General features: G+C 61.2%; 10 protein-coding genes and 1 tRNA gene. 8 read left to right on the forward strand and 3 right to left on the reverse strand.

Going from position 1 to position 18647, the window contains the following annotated elements:
• Positions 1 to 329 precede the first annotated feature (329 nt).
• Positions 330 to 959 (forward strand): MarC family protein, encoded by a 630-nt coding sequence (locus ACN9MO_RS07545; RefSeq protein WP_057250268.1) that lies wholly within the window; start codon positions 330 to 332, stop codon positions 957 to 959.
• A 121-nt stretch (positions 960 to 1080) separates the two neighbouring features.
• On the opposite strand, the gene ACN9MO_RS07550 is transcribed toward ACN9MO_RS07545, so the two are convergent.
• Entirely contained in the window at positions 1081 to 1638 is a 558-nt protein-coding gene (locus ACN9MO_RS07550) for a single-stranded DNA-binding protein (protein WP_057250266.1), read from the reverse strand.
• Between the two features lie 279 nt (positions 1639 to 1917).
• On the opposite strand from ACN9MO_RS07550, the gene uvrA reads away from it, so the two are divergent.
• The 4 genes from uvrA to ACN9MO_RS07570 all read left to right on the forward strand — a co-directional run bounded on the left by uvrA (position 1918) and on the right by ACN9MO_RS07570 (position 10767).
• Complete coding sequence (uvrA, locus tag ACN9MO_RS07555; RefSeq protein WP_057250264.1) at positions 1918 to 4839, forward strand: excinuclease ABC subunit UvrA; 2922 nt, start codon at positions 1918 to 1920, stop codon at positions 4837 to 4839.
• Positions 4840 to 4884: 45 nt separating this feature from the next.
• Positions 4885 to 5337: a GNAT family N-acetyltransferase gene (locus ACN9MO_RS07560; protein WP_057250263.1), complete on the forward strand. Its 453-nt coding sequence runs from the start codon at positions 4885 to 4887 to the stop codon at positions 5335 to 5337.
• Between the two features lie 41 nt (positions 5338 to 5378).
• Entirely contained in the window at positions 5379 to 6182 is an 804-nt protein-coding gene (locus ACN9MO_RS07565; RefSeq protein WP_057250261.1) for a DUF72 domain-containing protein, read from the forward strand.
• 781 nt (positions 6183 to 6963) lie between these two features.
• A complete protein-coding gene (locus tag ACN9MO_RS07570) occupies positions 6964 to 10767 on the forward strand; it encodes a vitamin B12-dependent ribonucleotide reductase (RefSeq protein WP_425987011.1) in 3804 nt (1267 codons plus the stop codon).
• Between the two features lie 248 nt (positions 10768 to 11015).
• On the opposite strand, the gene ACN9MO_RS07575 is transcribed toward ACN9MO_RS07570, so the two are convergent.
• Positions 11016 to 13364 carry an ethanolamine ammonia-lyase gene (locus tag ACN9MO_RS07575; RefSeq protein WP_057250258.1) on the reverse strand — a complete coding sequence of 783 codons (2349 nt, stop codon included), beginning with the start codon at positions 13362 to 13364 and terminating at the stop codon, positions 11016 to 11018.
• 203 nt (positions 13365 to 13567) lie between these two features.
• Positions 13568 to 14593: an alcohol dehydrogenase AdhP gene (gene adhP, locus ACN9MO_RS07580; RefSeq protein WP_057250256.1), complete on the reverse strand. Its 1026-nt coding sequence runs from the start codon at positions 14591 to 14593 to the stop codon at positions 13568 to 13570.
• Positions 14594 to 15008: 415 nt separating this feature from the next.
• Between adhP and ACN9MO_RS07585 the strand changes: the two genes are divergently transcribed.
• From ACN9MO_RS07585 to ACN9MO_RS07595, 3 genes are all read left to right on the forward strand, one after another.
• Positions 15009 to 15084: transfer RNA gene (locus tag ACN9MO_RS07585), tRNA-Ala, on the forward strand.
• Between the two features lie 209 nt (positions 15085 to 15293).
• Positions 15294 to 15959, forward strand: a complete 666-nt coding sequence (locus tag ACN9MO_RS07590; RefSeq protein ID WP_057250254.1) for a CBS domain-containing protein — start codon at positions 15294 to 15296, stop codon at positions 15957 to 15959.
• 211 nt (positions 15960 to 16170) lie between these two features.
• The gene (locus tag ACN9MO_RS07595) at positions 16171 to 18633 is read left to right on the forward strand and encodes a phosphoketolase family protein (protein WP_082615814.1); all 2463 of its coding nucleotides are present in this window, start codon (positions 16171 to 16173) and stop codon (positions 18631 to 18633) included.
• The last annotated feature ends 14 nt before the right edge of the window (positions 18634 to 18647 follow it).

Raw genomic sequence — 18647 nt, forward strand, 5'->3', positions numbered from 1 at the left:
CCAACCTGTGAAGATGTCACTGTAACGCTTTGATTCGCTGCATGATTCGTTCGACAGTCCAGATCAGGAGCCGAAGAGCCATGCGGCAGTTGTGAACAGTCTTTTGCCGCCGGAGCAGGCTTTTCTAGGGCATCGCGCGGGAAATCGGAAGACCCCTGCCGCCAATCGCCGCGACGCCGCGCATTTGCGGTCCGATTGCCGCAAGGGATTGCTCATTAAGTCATTGCTGAGACTTTGTTTGCCGCCCTCTTCCCAAGCCCGTGCCGCTTGCCTAACAATGCCTTCATGCCACCGGGAAAACCCGGGGCGAAATCCGGAAGGGGAAACGGATGTTCAATGTCGACCTCCTGGTCAATGCACTCACCACGCTTCTCGTCACGCTCGATCCGCCCGGCCTCGCGCCGATCTTCCTAAGTCTGACGGTCGGTCTCAGCCGACAGGAGCGCTTTCAGGTGGCCACGCGCGGCTCGCTGATCGCCTTCTTCATCCTTGCCGCCTTCGCCGTGTTCGGCAACGGCATCCTCGGGCTGCTCGGCATCTCGATCGGCGCCTTCCGCATCGCCGGCGGTCTTCTACTGTTCTGGATCTCTTTCGAGATGATTTTCGAGAAGCGGCAGGAACGCAAGGAAAAGACCGGCGAGAACGCGACCACCAAGGATCACATCCATAACATCGCGGTCTTTCCCCTCGCGCTTCCCCTGATTGCCGGGCCAGGCGCGATCTCCGCGACGATCCTGCTCGCCGGCTCGTTCCCGACGGCGGTCGAGCGCACGCAACTCTTGATCGTCATCGCGCTGTCTATGCTCAGCCTGTTCCTTGCGCTCGTCATCGCCGAGCGCATCGACCGGTTTCTCGGTGTCACCGGCCGCGCCATCCTGACGCGCCTGCTCGGCGTCATCCTGGCGGCGCTGGCGGTGCAGTTCGTTGTCGACGGCGTCAAATCGGCAATGGCGCTTTAGAGCCGCGGCTGATCGCCTTTGTCGCCGAACGAGCGACAAAGAGAACGGACAACAAAAAACGCCATGTCCCAGAGGACATGGCGTTTTGCGTCAATACTGATCGACACTGATCGATGGGCGATCAGAACGGAATGTCGTCGTCCATGTCGCGCGAGAAGCCACCGCCCTGGCCGCCTTGACCGCCCTGGCCACCGCCCGAACGGCCGCCACCGGAAGACTGGCGCGACTGGTCGTAGTCGTCGTAACCACCGCCGCCACCACCGCCGTAGTTGCTGCCGCCAAAGTCGCCGCCGCCACCGCGGCTGACGCCGGAGCCGCCGCCCTCGCCGCGACCGTCCAGCATCGTCAGCGTCGAGTTGAAGCCCTGCAGCACGATTTCGGTCGAATAACGGTCGTTGCCGTTCTGGTCCTGCCACTTGCGCGTCTGCAGCGCGCCTTCGATATAGAGCTTGGCGCCCTTCTTCACATATTGTTCGACGACCTTGCAGAGGCCCTCGTTGAAGACGACGACCGTGTGCCATTCGGTCTTTTCCTTGCGCTCGCCGCTGTTGCGGTCGCGCCAGGATTCCGAGGTTGCGATGCGCAGGTTGGCAATCGGCCGGCCGTCCTGCGTGCGCCGGATTTCCGGGTCTGCCCCGACATTTCCGATCAAGATTACCTTGTTGACGCTTCCAGCCATGTTGCTTTTCCCGTGGTTTCACCGGGCCGCCGGCCCAGCTTGGAATTTCAAGAGCGCGCATCTTAGCGGTCCGATGCCGCCGATACGCCCCGCCTCGCACATAATCCACAACAGATTTGGTCGTTTTATGGGCGATTTGTTCTTTCTTTGTTCTAGTATTTGGCTATGATCCTGTCAACCGACTCGAATTGGCCGCCTGTTTTGCCGATTGCGCCTCGACATGGGCGTTAGCGTCATTACATAGGGGGCTTTCAACCGACATGCAAAAGCTGGCTTCCGATGAGTGAACTCAAGACCATCTCCATTCGTGGTGCGCGCGAGCACAATCTGAAAGGCATCGACCTCGATCTGCCGCGCAACAAGCTGATCGTGATGACCGGACTTTCCGGCTCCGGCAAGTCCTCGCTCGCCTTCGATACGATCTATGCCGAAGGGCAGCGCCGCTATGTCGAGAGCCTGTCTGCCTATGCGCGTCAGTTCCTCGAGATGATGCAGAAGCCGGATGTCGACCAGATCGACGGCCTGTCGCCGGCGATCTCGATCGAACAGAAGACGACCTCGCGTAACCCGCGCTCGACGGTCGGCACGGTCACCGAAATCTACGACTATATGCGCCTGCTCTTCGCGCGCGTCGGCGTGCCCTATTCGCCGGCGACGGGCCTTCCGATCGAAAGCCAGACGGTCAGCCAGATGGTCGACCGCGTGCTGGAATTCGGCGAAGGCACGCGCCTGTACATTCTTGCGCCGCTCGTTCGCGGCCGCAAGGGCGAATACAAGAAGGAACTCGCCGAGCTGATGAAGAAGGGCTTTCAGCGCGTCAAGGTCGACGGCACCTTCTACGAGATCGCCGAAGTACCGGCGCTCGACAAGAAATACAAGCACGACATCGATGTGGTGGTGGACCGTGTCGTCGTCCGGCCGGACCTTGCCTCGCGCCTCGCCGACAGCCTGGAGACCTGTCTGACGCTGGCCGATGGGCTTGCCGTGGCCGAGTTTGCCGACAAGCCGCTGCCGCCGGAAGAAACGGCCGCCGGCGGCTCGGCCAACAAGTCGCTCAACGAGACTCATGAGCGCGTGCTGTTTTCGGAAAAATTCGCCTGCCCGGTCTCCGGCTTCACGATCTCCGAGATCGAGCCGCGTCTGTTCTCCTTCAACAATCCCTTTGGCGCCTGCCCGACCTGTGATGGTCTCGGCAGCCAGCAGAAGATCGACGTGGCGTTGATCGTGCCCGAGGAGCACCGGACGCTGCGCGACGGCGCGATTGCGCCCTGGGCCAAGTCCTCCTCGCCTTACTACAACCAGACGCTCGAAGCGCTCGGCAAGGCCTTCGGTTTCAAGCTCGGCAATCGCTGGAACGAACTGTCCTCCGCAGCGCAGAATGCGATCCTGCACGGGACGGAAGAGAAGATCGTCTTCCACTACGAGGACGGCGCCCGTTCCTACAACACCACCAAGAATTTCGAGGGCATCGTGCCCAATCTGGAGCGTCGCTGGAAGGAGACCGACAGCGCCTGGGCGCGCGAGGAAATCGAGCGCTACATGTCGGCGGCGCCCTGCCCGGCCTGCGCCGGCTTCCGGCTGAAGCCTGAGGCGCTTGCGGTCAAGATCGACAAGCTGCACATCGGCCAGGTCACCGAGATGTCGATCCGCATCGCGCGCGACTGGTTCGAAGCGCTGCCGGCGCATCTTAACACCAAGCAGAATGAGATTGCGGTTCGCATCCTCAAGGAAATCCGCGACCGCCTGCGCTTCCTCAACGATGTCGGCCTCGAATATCTCAGCCTTTCGCGCAACTCCGGCACGCTCTCGGGCGGTGAAAGCCAGCGCATCCGGCTTGCGTCGCAGATCGGCTCGGGCCTCACGGGCGTGCTCTACGTGCTCGACGAGCCGTCGATTGGCCTGCACCAGCGCGACAACGCCCGCCTGCTCGAGACCCTTCGCCACCTGCGCGACATCGGCAACACCGTGATCGTCGTCGAACATGACGAGGATGCGATCCTGACGGCCGACTATGTCGTCGATATCGGTCCGGCCGCTGGCATCCATGGCGGTGAGGTCATTGCGCAAGGGGCGCCCGCCGACGTCATGGCCAATCCGAAGTCGCTGACCGGCAAGTATCTGTCCGGCGAGCTTGCGGTCGCGGTTCCGAGCGAGCGCCGCAAGCCCAAGAAGAAAAAGGAAATCACCGTCGTCGGCGCGCGCGCCAACAACCTGAAGAACGTCACCGCCTCGATCCCGCTCGGCGTCTTCACCGCCGTGACCGGCGTTTCCGGAGGCGGCAAGTCGACCTTCCTGATCGAAACGCTCTACAAGGCCGCCGCCCGCCGCATCATGGGGGCGCGTGAGAACCCGGCCGAGCATGACCGTATCGACGGCTTCGAGCATATCGACAAGGTGATCGACATCGACCAGTCGCCGATCGGCCGCACGCCGCGTTCGAACCCGGCGACCTATACCGGCGCCTTCACGCCGATCCGCGACTGGTTCGCCGGTCTGCCGGAGGCAAAGACGCGCGGCTACCAGCCGGGCCGCTTCTCCTTCAACGTCAAGGGCGGCCGCTGCGAGGCCTGCCAGGGCGACGGCGTCATCAAGATCGAGATGCACTTCCTGCCGGATGTCTACGTCACTTGCGACGTCTGCCACGGCAAGCGCTACAACCGCGAAACGCTCGATGTGCACTTCAAGGGCAAGTCGATCGCCGACGTGCTCGACATGACGGTCGAGGAAGGCGTCGAGTTCTTTGCCGCCGTCCCGGCCGTGCGCGACAAGCTGGTGACGCTCAACCAGGTCGGCCTCGGCTACATCAAGGTGGGTCAGCAGGCAAACACGCTCTCGGGCGGCGAAGCCCAGCGCGTTAAGCTCGCCAAGGAACTGTCGAAACGTTCGACAGGCCGTACGCTTTATATCCTCGACGAGCCGACGACCGGGCTGCATTTCCATGACGTAGCCAAGCTTCTTGAAGTTCTGCATGAGCTCGTCAACCAGGGCAATTCCGTCGTCGTCATCGAGCACAATCTCGAAGTCATCAAGACCGCCGACTGGGTCATCGACTTCGGTCCCGAGGGCGGCGATGGTGGCGGCGAGGTCATCGCCAAGGGCACACCTGAGGAGGTGGTCAAGGAGAAGCGTTCCTATACCGGCCAGTTCCTGAAGGAACTTCTCGATCGCCGGCCGATGAAAAAGGTCGAGGCGGCGGAGTGAACGCCTCGGCGCCTATCAGCGACCGGAAGAGGTGAGCGCGTTGTGATGCGGCCTGCGCGTTTGGAAGATCTGGCTGCGATGCAAAGCGTCACGGAGGCGGCCTACGAGCCCTATCGGGCGCTGCTTGGCGGGCCGCCGCTCCCGGTAACCGAAGACTACGCGCCCCGCATTCTTCGCAGCGAGATTTGGCTTCGGGAGCAGGATGACGTTGTCGCGGCCCTTGCCGTTTTCGAGCGGCACGCCGATCACCTGCTGATTTTCAGCATTGCAGTTGCGCCAGCCTGTCAGGGTCAGGGGCTGGGCATTGAACTGCTGAAATTCCTGGACAGCAAGGCGGTCGAGTGGGGCTTGCCGGAGGTGCGGCTCTACACCAATTCACGAATGGAGCGAAACATCGCGCTCTATCGCGCCTATGGATTTCAAGAAACGGGTCGCCGACCCAATCCCTATCGTCCAGGGTGGACACTCGTGGACATGACGAAATCGATCAAAGACTGAAAGCACGCGGTCAAGCGACGACCGTTGTTGAGGAGGATGGCATGGCAAAATCCGGAAAGATCCGCGTTGGCATCGGCGGCTGGACCTTCGAGCCCTGGGAGGGCACCTTCTATCCGAGCACGCTGGCAAAGAAGCGCCAGCTCGAATACGCCGGCAAGCAGCTTCGCGCGATCGAGGTGAACGGCACCTATTATTCGTCGCAGAAGCCCGAGACCTTCGCCAAGTGGGCCTCCGAAGTGCCCGAGGATTTCATCTTTTCGTTGAAGGCGAGCCGCTTCGTCACCAACCGCAAGGTTCTCTCGGAAGCCGGTGAATCCATGGAGCGATTCCTGACGCAGGGCTTGACCGAGCTTGGGCCTCATCTCGGACCGATCCTCTGGCAGTTCGCGCCGACGAAGAAGTTTGAACCTGACGACTTCGAGGGTTTTCTGAAACTTCTGCCGGCAAAACAGGATGGGCTGCCGCTCCGCCATGTGGTCGAGGTCCGCAATCCCACCTTCCAGGTTCTGGAGTTCGTGGCGCTGCTGGAGAAATACGGCGTTGCCGTGGTGCTCGCCGAACATGCGGATTATCCGATGATCGCCGATGTCACCGCCGACTTCGTCTATCTGCGTCTGCAGAAGGGCAGCGACGATATCGAGACCTGCTATGCGGCCGACAAGCTCGACCTCTGGGCCGAGCGCGCCAAGAGCTTTGCCAGTGGCGACGAACCGAGTGGGCTTGAGAAGAGCGCCCCGGACCGCAAGGCCAAGAAAGAGCCGCGCGATGTGTTTGCCTACTTCATCACCGAGGGCAAGGTGAATGCGCCGAATGGTGCCCGCGAGTTGCAGAAGCGCGTCGATTGAGTTCCAAGGCGGGATCAGTGCGTGCCGCTGATCCCGCTCACCCCTCACGAACCTGCCAGTCTTTGCACCTGCGCCAGTATCGTCGGCCGGGAGCGGGATGGTGTAGAGCACTATAGGTAGTGCCGATACTCCGTTCGCGACCCAAAAGGCGAGCGGCCTCAAGGCGTAAGGCGCGAATCACCACGGCCACCCCATATCGTTTTCCTAAGCGCAACCGAGGGTACCGTTGGGGATGGTTTTTATGCGGTTTTTTACCCGTCAATTTTTTGATCTGGCGCTGACCGTTGCGTTAGTCTCACAGGCAACCTCTGGAAGTGCCTGATTTTCATGGGGTTGGCCGATGTCCCCGTTTTCCACAGTCGGTCCACACAACATCTAGCGCTCAAACTTCCGTCACAAACCACCCCTTGACGCCCCCGGACGATTCACGGTTAATGGATTTCACGTTGCGACGGCGGCGGACCGGATTGTTTAGCGCCCGGTTCATCTCACCAAATCGTCGGTTCTGACAGGCGGCAGTCATGGATTTCACCATGCGGTCGCCGTGAGGATTTCTGTGCGATTTTTTGGGCCTGCTGGGGCAATATTTGGCTGGCATAAAGATGCTGTTAACACTATATTTAGTGCTTGCAGCCAGCCTATCTCACAAGATACAGGGTCACCCAGTTATGGGTTTCTCTCCAAGGACGGAAGCTGAGACTGGCTGCGGGATGACCCTCGCGGCCGGGCGGGGACAATTGCGCCTGTGGCGGGCGCTAGGCAACACGAAGGACCAGGGACAATGAAGATCGAACGTCGTTTCACCAAGGCCGGGCAATCCGCCTATGCGGAGATCGAATTCCGCAAGGCTACGAGTGAGATCAAGAACCCTGATGGTTCGATCGTCTTCCGCCTAGCCGATATCGACGTTCCGGCTCAGTTCAGCCAGGTCGCGGCCGACATTCTCGCCCAGAAGTATTTCCGCAAGGCCGGCGTTCCGGCCAAGATGAAGCGCGTCGAGGAGAACGACGTCCCCTCCTTCCTCTGGCGGTCGGTCCCTGACACGGATGCGCTGAAGGCTCTGCCCAAGGAAGAACACTACGGTTCCGAGACCGATGCCCGCCAGGTTTTCGATCGCCTGGCCGGCACCTGGGCCTATTGGGGCTGGAAGGGCGGCTACTTCGACACGGAAGAAGACGCCTCCGCCTTCCAGGACGAACTCGCCTACATGCTCGCCACCCAGCGCGTCGCGCCGAACTCGCCGCAATGGTTCAACACCGGCCTGCACTGGGCCTATGGCATCGATGGCCCCGGCCAGGGCCACTTCTATGTCGATCCCTTCACCGGCAAGCTGACCAAGTCGAAGTCGGCCTACGAGCATCCGCAGCCGCATGCCTGCTTTATCCAGTCGGTCGCTGACGATCTCGTCAACGAAGGCGGCATCATGGACCTCTGGGTGCGTGAAGCGCGCCTGTTCAAGTATGGCTCGGGCACCGGCTCCAACTTCTCGCATCTGCGCAGCGAAGGCGAAAAGCTCTCGGGCGGCGGCAAGTCCTCCGGCCTGATGTCGTTCCTGAAGATCGGCGACCGCGCCGCCGGCGCCATCAAGTCGGGTGGCACCACCCGCCGCGCCGCCAAGATGGTCGTTGTCGATATCGACCATCCGGATATCGAGGAATACATCAACTGGAAGGTCAAGGAAGAGCAGAAGGTCGCTGCGCTTGTCACCGGTTCCAAGGTCGTCGCCAAGCATCTGAAGGCGATCATGAAGGCCTGCGTCAACTGCGACGGCACCGACGACGCCTGCTACGACCCGAAGCAGAACCCGGCGCTGAAGCGCGAGATCCGCGCCGCCAAGCAGGCGCTGGTTCCGGAAAACTACGTCCAGCGCGTCATCCAGTTCGCCAAGCAGGGCTACAAGGACCTCGAATTCAAGACCTATGACACCGACTGGGATTCGGAAGCCTATCTCACGGTTTCCGGCCAGAACTCCAACAACTCGGTCTCGATCAAGGACGACTTCCTGCGCGCCGTCGAAGCCGATGGCGACTGGCAGCTGACCGCCCGCAAGGACGGCCGCGTGATGAAGACGCTGAAGGCCCGTGACCTCTGGGAGTCGATCTCCTACGCCGCCTGGGCGTCCGCCGATCCGGGCCTGCACTTCAACACGACGATGAACGACTGGCACACGAGCCCGGCCGCCGGCCCGATCCGCGCGTCGAACCCGTGCTCGGAGTACATGTTCCTCGACGACACCGCCTGCAACCTCGCCTCGCTGAACCTGATGATGTTCAAGGATGCGGCGACCAAGCGCATCAACATCGCCGACTACGAGCACGCCGTCCGCCTGTGGACCGTCGTCCTTGAAGTCTCGGTCATGATGGCGCAGTTCCCGTCCCGCGAGATTGCCGAACTCTCCTACGAATACCGCACGCTCGGCCTCGGTTATGCCAACATCGGCGGCCTGCTGATGTCCTCGGGCATTCCCTATGACAGCGCCGAAGGCCGCGCCATCGCCGGCGCGCTGACGGCGATCATGACTGGTGTTTCCTACGCCACCTCGGCCGAAATGGCCGAGAAGCTGGGTCCGTTCCCGGGCTTTGCCCCGAACCGCGACAACATGCTGCGCGTCATCCGCAACCATCGCCGCGCCGCCTATGGCGAGACGACCGGCTACGAGGCGCTCTCGGTCAACCCGGTCGCCCTCATCCATGGCGACAATCCGGACCATGACCTCGTCATCCACGCCATGAGCGCCTGGGACAAGGCGCTGGAACTCGGCGAAAAGCACGGCTACCGCAACGCCCAGGCAACCGTCATCGCGCCGACCGGCACGATCGGCCTCGTCATGGACTGCGATACGACCGGCATCGAGCCCGACTTCGCGCTGGTGAAATTCAAGAAGCTCGCCGGCGGCGGCTACTTCAAGATCATCAACCGTGCCGTACCGGAAGCGCTGCGCTCGCTCGGTTATAGCGAAAGCCAGATCGCCGAGATCGAGGCTTACGCCGTCGGCCATGGCAACCTGAACCAGGCGCCGGCAATCAACCCGTCAACGCTGAAGGCCAAGGGCTTCACCGACGAGAAGGTCGAAGCGGTCAACGCCGCGTTGAAGAGTGCCTTCGACATCAAGTTCGTCTTCAACCAGTGGACGCTGGGCGCCGACTTCCTCAAGGGCACGCTGAAGGTCACCGACGAGCAGCTCGGCGCGATGGACTTCAACCTCCTCGACCATATGGGCTTCTCGAAGAAGGACATCGAAGCAGCCAACATCCACGTTTGCGGCGCGATGACGCTTGAAGGCGCGCCGTTCCTGAAGAACGAGCACCTGCCGGTCTTCGATTGCGCTAACCCCTGCGGCAAGATCGGCAAGCGCTACCTCTCGGTCGAAAGCCACATCCGCATGATGGCGGCTGCCCAGCCGTTCATCTCGGGCGCCATCTCCAAGACGATCAACATGCCGAACGAGGCGACCGTCGAGGACTGCAAGAACGCCTACATGCTTTCCTGGAAGCTGGCGCTGAAGGCGAACGCCCTTTACCGCGATGGTTCCAAGCTGTCGCAGCCGCTGAACGCCTCGCTGATCGAGGACGACAAGGACGAGGATGCGCTGGAGGATCTGATCCAGGCGCCGGCCGCCGCCCAGGCCGTGACCATCACCGAAAAGATCGTCGAGCGCGTCATCGAAAAGGTGATCCGCGCCCGCGAAAAGCTGCCGAACCGCCGCCAGGGCTACACCCAGAAGGCCGTTGTCGGTGGTCACAAGGTGTATCTGCGCACCGGCGAATTCGGTGATGGCCGCCTCGGCGAGATCTTCATCGACATGCACAAGGAAGGCGCTGCCTTCCGTGCGATGATGAACAACTTCGCCATCGCCATCTCGCTCGGCCTGCAATATGGCGTGCCGCTCGAAGAATATGTGGAGGCCTTCACCTTCACCAAGTTCGAGCCGGCCGGCATGGTCCAGGGCAACGATGCGATCAAGAACGCGACGTCGATCCTCGACTACGTCTTCCGCGAACTCGCCGTCTCCTATCTCGGCCGCCACGACCTCGCCCATGTCGACACGTCCGATTTCAGCAACACGGCGCTCGGCAAGGGGATCCAGGAAGGCAAGACCAACCTGATTTCGACAGGCTGGACCCGTGGCTACAAGCCGACCATCGTCGGTGGCACGGCCGAACGCGCCGGCGAGCCGAAGGGCTCGGCAACGGCTGCTCCTGCCCGCGCCTCTTCTGGCGCAACCGTAACGGCGATCGCCGGCAACACGGTGCGCAAGATCGAGACGACAACCGCCATCGCGACCTCCGAAATCGTCGCCTTCAAGCGCGATTACGAAGAACGTGCGGCGGAATTGGCCGAAGAGATTGCCGAGGAAACGGCTGAGACGGTTACGGAAGTGACGGCTCTCTTCTCCGACAAGGCAGCCGCCGAAGCGGCATCGGCCAAGACGGACGCCAAAAAGGTGGAGGCCGAGCGCCGCGCCCGCTCGATCATGCAGGGCTACACCGGCAACATGTGCACCGAGTGCCAGAACTTCACGATGGTGCGCAACGGCACCTGCGAGAAGTGCGACACCTGCGGTGCGACGAGCGGCTGCAGCTAACCTGCTCCACCGAGATGGTGGTGGTTGTGGTGACGTATCAATCAGTCACGCGGTTTTCATGGAACGCGTGACTGTCCCCCGACCAGAATTTTGCCCAGGGGCGTTTGAGCCGTGCCCCTGGGTTTTTTCGTGGATGGGACGTGACTCGGTCAGTCAGCGCGTCCTGTCGTGCTTGTGTGCAAAGCTGACGCCGCTGTTGCCGCTCCCAGGGCAGATACCGCTCTGCTGTCCTGCAGCACGATGCGCGATCATCCATATCGTCGGCTGCCGTTCACATCCTTGCCGATGATCTCCCGGATGATGGTCAGGGTCTCCCTCGCCGCCTCTTTAGGTGCAAGCGCGGTATCGGCGACGTTGCTGACCAGTTTCGTCATGTCGTGATCGATGTCCTTCTCAGCCCAACGCTTGCCTTTGGCGACGGTGATATAGACCGAGTAGGCGTGGTGCATGGTTCCGGGCCGCTCGCCGATGATGTGGAGAATTCCGCGGAAACTGTTGGGGTCGGCATCCTTAAAGAGCATCTCGCCGATCCTGTAGCCGGCCCGCACCCTGCCGCTGGTCACCAGGATGTTCTTGTCGCTCACCGTGACACCGGCGTCTCCAAGCAACCTTCGCATCTCTTCGAGGTAAGGCGCTAGATGCCCGTCATCCATGATGGCCTTGGCATTGAGACCGTCCGATATGACGATCTGACCTTTGGGCATGTCGGCCTTCCACGAAGCCCTTACCCGCTCAATCTCCTTGATGGAATCCGGGCTCAGCGTTTCACCGGTGGTCGGGTGCGCAATGTAGTCGTTTCGGTCCTTGGACAGGGTGCGAACCGGGACGACGCCGGGCACGGCAGCGATAAACTCCGGCGTAAGTTCGGCCCAAAGAGATTGTTTGGCGTCGTCATATAGACCCCTTACTTTCGTCGCGAGCGCAGGGTTGAGATCCCAGATCTTCTCTCCGTGGCCCGTCGCCAGGTCGACGCCTCTCGCTTCGACCTCCATCATCATCTGCCTGCCTTCGGCGTAGACAGTTTCCTTTGGCCGCTTGTCACCCTTGGCGAGGCGGTACTGATAGTAGACCCAGAGGGGATCCCCGTAGTTTGACGTGTAGCTGTTGTCGTTGCCGACGATCCCGATGCGTTTGTAGAAATCCCACATCGCATCGTTGACCTTGAAGCCAAATTTCTCCCGTACGCGCACGTGATCCTGAAACGCGGTCGTGAGATAGCTCAACATCGGGTCATTTTTGGTGGGCAGAGCAATTAGGTAGGCCGGATTGGCCGGCATGATCTGGTCCTGGCACCAATCCAGATCGTCCAGGCTGACAGTCATATGCAGGGTGGTGCAGATATCGAGGCCGATGGTCAGCCCATGGAGCTTGCCCATGACCATGTCTTCGAGGCAGCACCGTACGAGTTGTTCGCGACTCTTGAAGACCTCCGGCCCGATGAAGCCGGCAACATCGTTGACATGGAGCCATGCGCCCTTGGGCTGCACCTTCGCAAGCTCCATGCTGACCGCTCTGCTGAAGCCATACTTTCGAGACTCAAGCACCATCATGTCGACGCCGTTTGCCACGCCGTTGGTGAATTCCGAGCCCTGCCCGGTCTCGAAGTAGAGGCCATATCTTTCCCCTGCCTTCGCGCTTGCATATTTCAGGATCTTCTCATTGGTGATGTCGAAGATCTTGTTGCAATCATCCGTTCCTGCGAGGCTCTGGAACACCGTGGAAACCGTTCCGGGGAAGCTCTCGCTCACCTCGGCCTGAACGTCGATGTGGGCGAGCACGCACCAGGGAATGACGTCAACAAGCTTGAAGGTATCGACGATATCCTTGAGGGCACGTTCCACCGTGACGACGCTGTTGACGGTACTGTCCACCGGGTTGGTGCCGATGACGATGTCGCCAGTCGCATAGGAGAATGCGTCGAAGACCTGCCACATGATGTCGTCGGGGTGGTCGGTTGGCGAATTCGGCTGAATACGCGCGCCCATATACCCCTTGGCCCCCAACTTGGTGCCGGGCATGACGTTGAAGATCTTTTGGCTGACGGAGATAAGCTCTTCGTTGCTCATCAGTTTCGGCACGCAACCGATCGTATCGCTGGTCAGCCCATTCATGATGCCTTTGATCTCTTCTTCCGATGCAGTCAGGAGAAACTCCTTCAGCTGGCCCATGGTCCAGTCTTTGACCTTTTCGTGCTGGGCCTGGTCCGTTGTCTGCCAGATCAGCCTTTGCAGATCGTCCTCAAGCAGCGGGCGCTGGTGAAGGTCTCCGATCTTCGTGCTTGCCAGAAGGGTCCGGGCGTTCGTTCGCGATGTGTCATTTTCCGCCACCACCCCGATCGTCTGATCTCCTTCCTTGAACGCGTTCGCACACCCCAGCACCTGCCGATAGGTCGTCTCGTCAAAACCGCCCTTGATCCTGCTGATATAGGCAAAGACGTCCTCGCCCTGCTTCACCTCATCGATCACAAGGGTGCCTCCGCCCGGTGCTGCCCGGGCAGCCTGGCTGTATGTGGCGAGCGTGGCCGCCGCAGTCCCTGCCACCAGCAGGAGATCTCGTCTGGACAGACCGTGCTGATCCGAGAACATGCCCTTGCTCATTGCCATTTCCTTTCTGCAAAAGGTCTCCGGGCATTTCGCCAAACGGCCCTTGAGGACGGCGATTTGAGGAGGCGCGCAGTTTGGGTGCGCAATACATTCTCCACTCCGGGCATGGGCCCGCTATTCCCATCGATCGATGCGGCACCGTTCCTTTGGCGGAAACGAAGCGGGGCCTCTCGACCGGACGGGCACGGCTGGGCCAGCTACTGCAGGCTCATGACGATGCGCCCGTCGATCTTGCCGGCCTCCATCCGGTGGAAGATCTCATTGATGTTCTCGAGGCTGTCCCATGAGAAATGCGGCGCGACCTTGCCTTCAGCGGCAAACTGCAGCGATTCCTCCAGATCCTGGCGGGTGCCGACGATCGATCCGCGCAGCGTTATGCGCTTGAGCACCGTTTCAAATACCGGCACGGAGATCATCCCAGGGGGAAGGCCGACGAGCGCCATCGTGCCCCGTGATCGCAGGAATCCGAACGCCTGTTCCATTGCAGCAGGTGAAACCGCAGTTACGAGCGCCCCATGCACGCCGCCGGTCGCCTTGATTACCTGCTCTACGGCATCCTTCGCCTTGCCGTTGACTGTAATGTCGGCGCCTAGCTGCTTTGCAAGTGCCAGCTTGTCGTCGAAGATGTCCGCGGCGACGACATGCATGCCCATCGCCTTTGCGTACTGCACAGCCATGTGGCCAAGGCCACCGATGCCGGAGACGGCGACCCATTCGCCGGGGCGGACTTCCGTTTCCTTCAATCCCTTGTAAACGGTCACTCCGGCGCAAAGAACCGGCGCAGCAGGGCCGAACTCCAGCCCGGTGGGCAGGCTGCCGACGAAGTCGGGATCCGCCAGTCCATACTCGGCAAATGTTCCGTCGACGGAATATCCGGTGTTCGACTGTGATGCGCACAGTGTTTCCCAACCGGTGCGGCAATGCGGGCAGTAACCACATGCGCTGTGAAGCCAGGGAACGCCGACCCTGTCCCCCTCTTTCACTCTTTTGACACCGGCACCCACTGCCGAAACATAGCCGACGCCCTCGTGTCCCGGAATAAACGGCGGGCTAGGCTTTACCGGCCAGTCTCCATTTGCTGCATGGAGGTCGGTGTGGCAGACGCCCGTTGCTTCATATTTGACGAGGATCTGCCCAGGTTGCGGCGTCGGCACCGCCACCTCCTCGATCACAAGGGGCGTGCGGAACTGCCGAACGACGGCGGCCTTCATCGTCTGGGCCATTGCTAATCCTCCTCCAAATCGCCGGGCCTACGGAGAGGCCCATTAAGGGAAGTGCGGAGCCGGCAGGCGCCCATGTCGGATACAGAAGAATTCCACATTCATCCGGGCGCCATGGACGTTCGCGGCCGAGGTTCGGGCGGTGCTTTCGTTACGCATCAGCGTAAACCCGCGAGCATAGTTCGACAATGGCTCCCCGCGCTTGGGGGCGTGACCTACTGTAACATACAGCGGCGCGCGTCGATGAGGGCCCCGAGCGGAAATGGCGCGTCTGCCCGCTACTTTCGAAGAAACGGTTTTGAAACGGATCGCCCGACGAACCGATCGAGCGCGTCGCTTCGCGCAATGATGTCCAACCAGGCGCGTCGTCTCAAGTGTATTGACATGCTCGGCGCGTGTCGTGTTGACTGGATGTAATGGGGCCGTAGCTCAGTTGGGAGAGCGCCGCAATCGCACTGCGGAGGTCGAGGGTTCGACTCCCTTCGGCTCCACCAGAACACAACCGCGCGCGTCGAGAGCTAGTTAAATCCAATCGGGCTGTGCACGAGTGTTTGCGCTCGACTAGAAGCTGCAGCATGGGTTCTGCCAGCGCCAGCGCCCAACTCGAACATCTCCCCCACGAACAGGTTGTCGAACCGCCGCGATAGGTTTACCTTACGCCCGCTAATGACGGTACCAAGGTCCTTTTCGGAGTTGGATCGACATGCGCGTCAAAGATGTGATGACGACAAAGATCGTCGGGCTTTCGCCTGACAACAGCGTCAGACAGGCAGCCCGGATCATGTTCGACAGCCACGTCAGCGGCCTTCCGGTCGTTGACGATGAAGGCCGTCTCATTGGGCTGATCAGCGAGGGCGACTTGATCCGGCGGACGGAACTCGGTGGCGGCGGACCGCTGGCGGACGTGACGCTTGCGGCCGATGACAGGGCCCACGCCTATATACGCCGATCCTCCTGGAGGGTGGGCGACGCCATGACAGCCGATCCCGTTACCATCGACGAGGATGCGCCGCTCGCGCGGGTGGCGGCGCTGATGCAGGAACGTGGCATCAAGCGCCTTCCCGTTCTCAGGAACGGCGTGCTGGTCGGTATCGTCAGCCGCGCCGATCTGTTGCAGGCGGTGTTGTCAGCAAAGCAGGACGAGACGGCCGCGGGTGATGAAGCGATCCGGCGCAGCATTCTTGTGCGCCTCGGCGAGAACACCGGCCTCGAAGGTCTGGATGTGAAGGTCGCCGTGACCGATGGCATCGTTCATCTCTGGGGCAACGTGGAGACGGCCGAGTGCCGGAGGGCCGCACGGATCGTTGCCGAAAATGTCCGCGGCGTTCGGGGCGTGGTCGAGCATTTCTCGGAACCATATCCGCAATAGCGCCCCTTTTAATTGTGCCGCGACACGCAGGTGTTCGCGACACCGAGTTGGCAAGACGATCCCAGCCGCTGTCGTCCGAAGACAGGTGTTCCATCATTCTGCCCGTCGCCGGCAAACAGCAACGACCGTAGCGAATTCAAGAGACTGCAGTGGCTTGCACGACTGCAAGTCGGAGAAATCCAGGCAATGTCCTAATGATCGGGAGGTTCAGATGGTTTCGCCTGAAACGGTATCGATGAAAGAGACGGCATCCGGGAGCTCGCATTCAACAACGCCATTATCGGCAGACGAACTCCGACTGATGGACGCCTATTGGCGCGCGTCGAACTACCTTTCTGTCGGCCAGATCTATCTGCTCGACAATCCGCTCCTGCGCGAGCCGCTGAAACGCGAACACATCAAGCCGCGCCTGCTCGGCCACTGGGGCACCTCGCCCGGCCTCAACATGCTCTATGTGCATCTCAACCGCGTGATCAAGCGCGACGATCTCAACATGATCTATATCATCGGGCCGGGGCACGGCGGGCCGTCGCTAGTGGCGCATGCCTATCTCGAAGGGACCTACACCGAGTTCTATCCGAACATCGGTGAAGATGCCGAGGGTATGCAGCGGCTCTTCAAGCAGTTCAGTTTTCCAGGCGGCATCCCGAGCCACGTGGCGCCGGAAACGCCCGGCAGCATCCATGAGGGCGGCGAACTCGGTTATGCGTTGAGCCACGCCTATGGCGCCGCCTTCGATAACCCGGACCTTGTCGTCGCCTGCATCGTCGGCGATGGCGAGGCCGAGACCGGGCCGCTTGCGACCGGCTGGCAGAGCAACAAGTTCCTGAACCCTGCCCGCGACGGCTGCGTGCTGCCGATCCTGCATCTGAACGGCTACAAGATCGCCAATCCGTGCTTCCTCGCCCGCATTCCGCGCGACGAGCTGCAGAAGTTCTTCGAGGGCATGGGCTACAAGCCCTACTTCGTCGAAGGGCATGATCCGGCAAACGTGCATCAGCAACTCGCCGCTGTGCTCGATACGGCGATGGCCGAGATCCGGCAGATCTGGGACGATGCCCGCGTGAGGGGCAATCTGAAGCGGCCGGCATGGCCGATGATCGTCTTCCGCACGCCGAAGGGCTGGACCTGCCCCCCGGAGATCGATGGCAAGAAATGCGAGGGCTACTGGCGGGCGCATCAGGTGCCGATGGGCGAGATGGACAAGCCCGAGCACATCCGCATCCTCGAGCAATGGATGAAGAGCTATCGCCCCGAGGAGCTTTTCAGCGATCAAGGCCGGCTGAAGCCGGAGATCGCAGCACTTGCGCCAAGGGGACATCGCCGCATGAGCGACAATCCGCACGCCAATGGCGGCCTGTTGCTGCGCGATCTGAAGATGCCGGCCTTCCGCGACTATGCCGTCGAGGTTCCCCGTCCCGGCGGGACCAATGTGGAAGCGGCCCGCGTCATGGGCAAGTTCCTGCGCGACGTGATGAAATCCAACATGGACGCCAAGAACTTCCGCCTGTTCAGTCCGGATGAAAACAACTCGAACCGCTGGCAGGACGTGCTGGAGGTCACCAATCGCTGCTACATGGCCGAAATCTATCCGGAGGACGACCACCTCTCACCGGATGGCCGCATCATGGAGGTGCTGAGCGAACACCAGTGCCAGGGCTGGCTCGAAGGCTATCTGCTGACCGGCCGCCACGGCTTCTTCTCCTGCTACGAAGCCTTCATCCACATCATCGATTCAATGTTCAACCAGCATGCCAAGTGGCTGAAAGTCTGCAACGAGATCCCCTGGCGCCGGCCGGTGGGGTCGCTAAACTACTTCCTGAGTTCCCATGTCTGGCGGCAGGACCACAACGGCTTCAGCCATCAGGATCCCGGCTTCATCGATCACGTCGTCAACAAGAAGGCCGACGTCATCCGCGTCTACCTGCCACCGGACGCCAACACGCTGCTGTCCGTCACCGACCATTGCCTGCGCAGCCGCAACTACATCAACGTCGTCGTGGCGGGAAAGCAACCCGGGCCGCAATGGCTGACGATGGAACAGGCCGTGCGCCATTGCAGCATGGGCGTCAGCATCTGGGATTGGGCGAGCAACGATGCCGACAGCGAACCGGATGTCGTCATGGCCTGCTGCGGCGACACTCCGACGCTCGAAACGCTGGCCGCGGTGCAATTGTTGCGCGAGCATCTTCCGGAAGTGAAAGTGCGGGTCGTCAATGTCGTCAACCTGATGAAACTGCAACCGGCGGAAGAACATCCCCACGGCCTCACGGACCGTGATTTCGATGGTATCTTCACCAGGGACAAGCCGATCATCTTCGCCTTCCACGGCTATCCGTGGCTGATCCATCGCCTCACCTACCGCCGCACCAACCACGGCAACCTGCACGTTCGTGGCTACAAGGAGGAAGGCACGACGACGACGCCGTTCGACATGGTGGTGCTCAACGAGCTCGATCGTTTCCATCTCGCCGGCGATGTCATCGACCGCCTGCCCCAACTCGGGGCGCGCGCCGCCTATTTCAAGCAGGCAATTCAAGCCAAGCTGATCGAGCATCGGGAATATATCGAGAAGCATGGCGACGACATGCCGTCGATCAGCGGTTGGAAATGGGGCGTTCAGGGTGCGCAACAGGCGAAGCCGAGGACGTCGACCGAGGGTGACAACGTGTAGCCCGCAATGAAGGA

This window comes from Ensifer sp. R-19, assembly GCF_049905105.1.
Taxonomy (GTDB): Bacteria; Pseudomonadota; Alphaproteobacteria; order Rhizobiales; family Rhizobiaceae; genus Ensifer.

What these genes read in the sequence shown, in the direction of transcription:
- ACN9MO_RS07545 (WP_057250268.1), top strand. Translation starts at nt 330, where the DNA reads ATGTTCAATGTCGACCTCCTGGTCAATGCACTCACCACGCTTCTCGTC.
- ACN9MO_RS07550 (WP_057250266.1), bottom strand. Translation starts at nt 1,638, where the DNA reads ATGGCTGGAAGCGTCAACAAGGTAATCTTGATCGGAAATGTCGGGGCA.
- uvrA (WP_057250264.1), top strand. Translation starts at nt 1,918, where the DNA reads ATGAGTGAACTCAAGACCATCTCCATTCGTGGTGCGCGCGAGCACAAT.
- ACN9MO_RS07560 (WP_057250263.1), top strand. Translation starts at nt 4,885, where the DNA reads ATGCGGCCTGCGCGTTTGGAAGATCTGGCTGCGATGCAAAGCGTCACG.
- ACN9MO_RS07565 (WP_057250261.1), top strand. Translation starts at nt 5,379, where the DNA reads ATGGCAAAATCCGGAAAGATCCGCGTTGGCATCGGCGGCTGGACCTTC.
- ACN9MO_RS07570 (WP_425987011.1), top strand. Translation starts at nt 6,964, where the DNA reads ATGAAGATCGAACGTCGTTTCACCAAGGCCGGGCAATCCGCCTATGCG.
- ACN9MO_RS07575 (WP_057250258.1), bottom strand. Translation starts at nt 13,364, where the DNA reads ATGAGCAAGGGCATGTTCTCGGATCAGCACGGTCTGTCCAGACGAGAT.
- adhP (WP_057250256.1), bottom strand. Translation starts at nt 14,593, where the DNA reads ATGGCCCAGACGATGAAGGCCGCCGTCGTTCGGCAGTTCCGCACGCCC.
- ACN9MO_RS07590 (WP_057250254.1), top strand. Translation starts at nt 15,294, where the DNA reads ATGCGCGTCAAAGATGTGATGACGACAAAGATCGTCGGGCTTTCGCCT.
- ACN9MO_RS07595 (WP_082615814.1), top strand. Translation starts at nt 16,171, where the DNA reads ATGGTTTCGCCTGAAACGGTATCGATGAAAGAGACGGCATCCGGGAGC.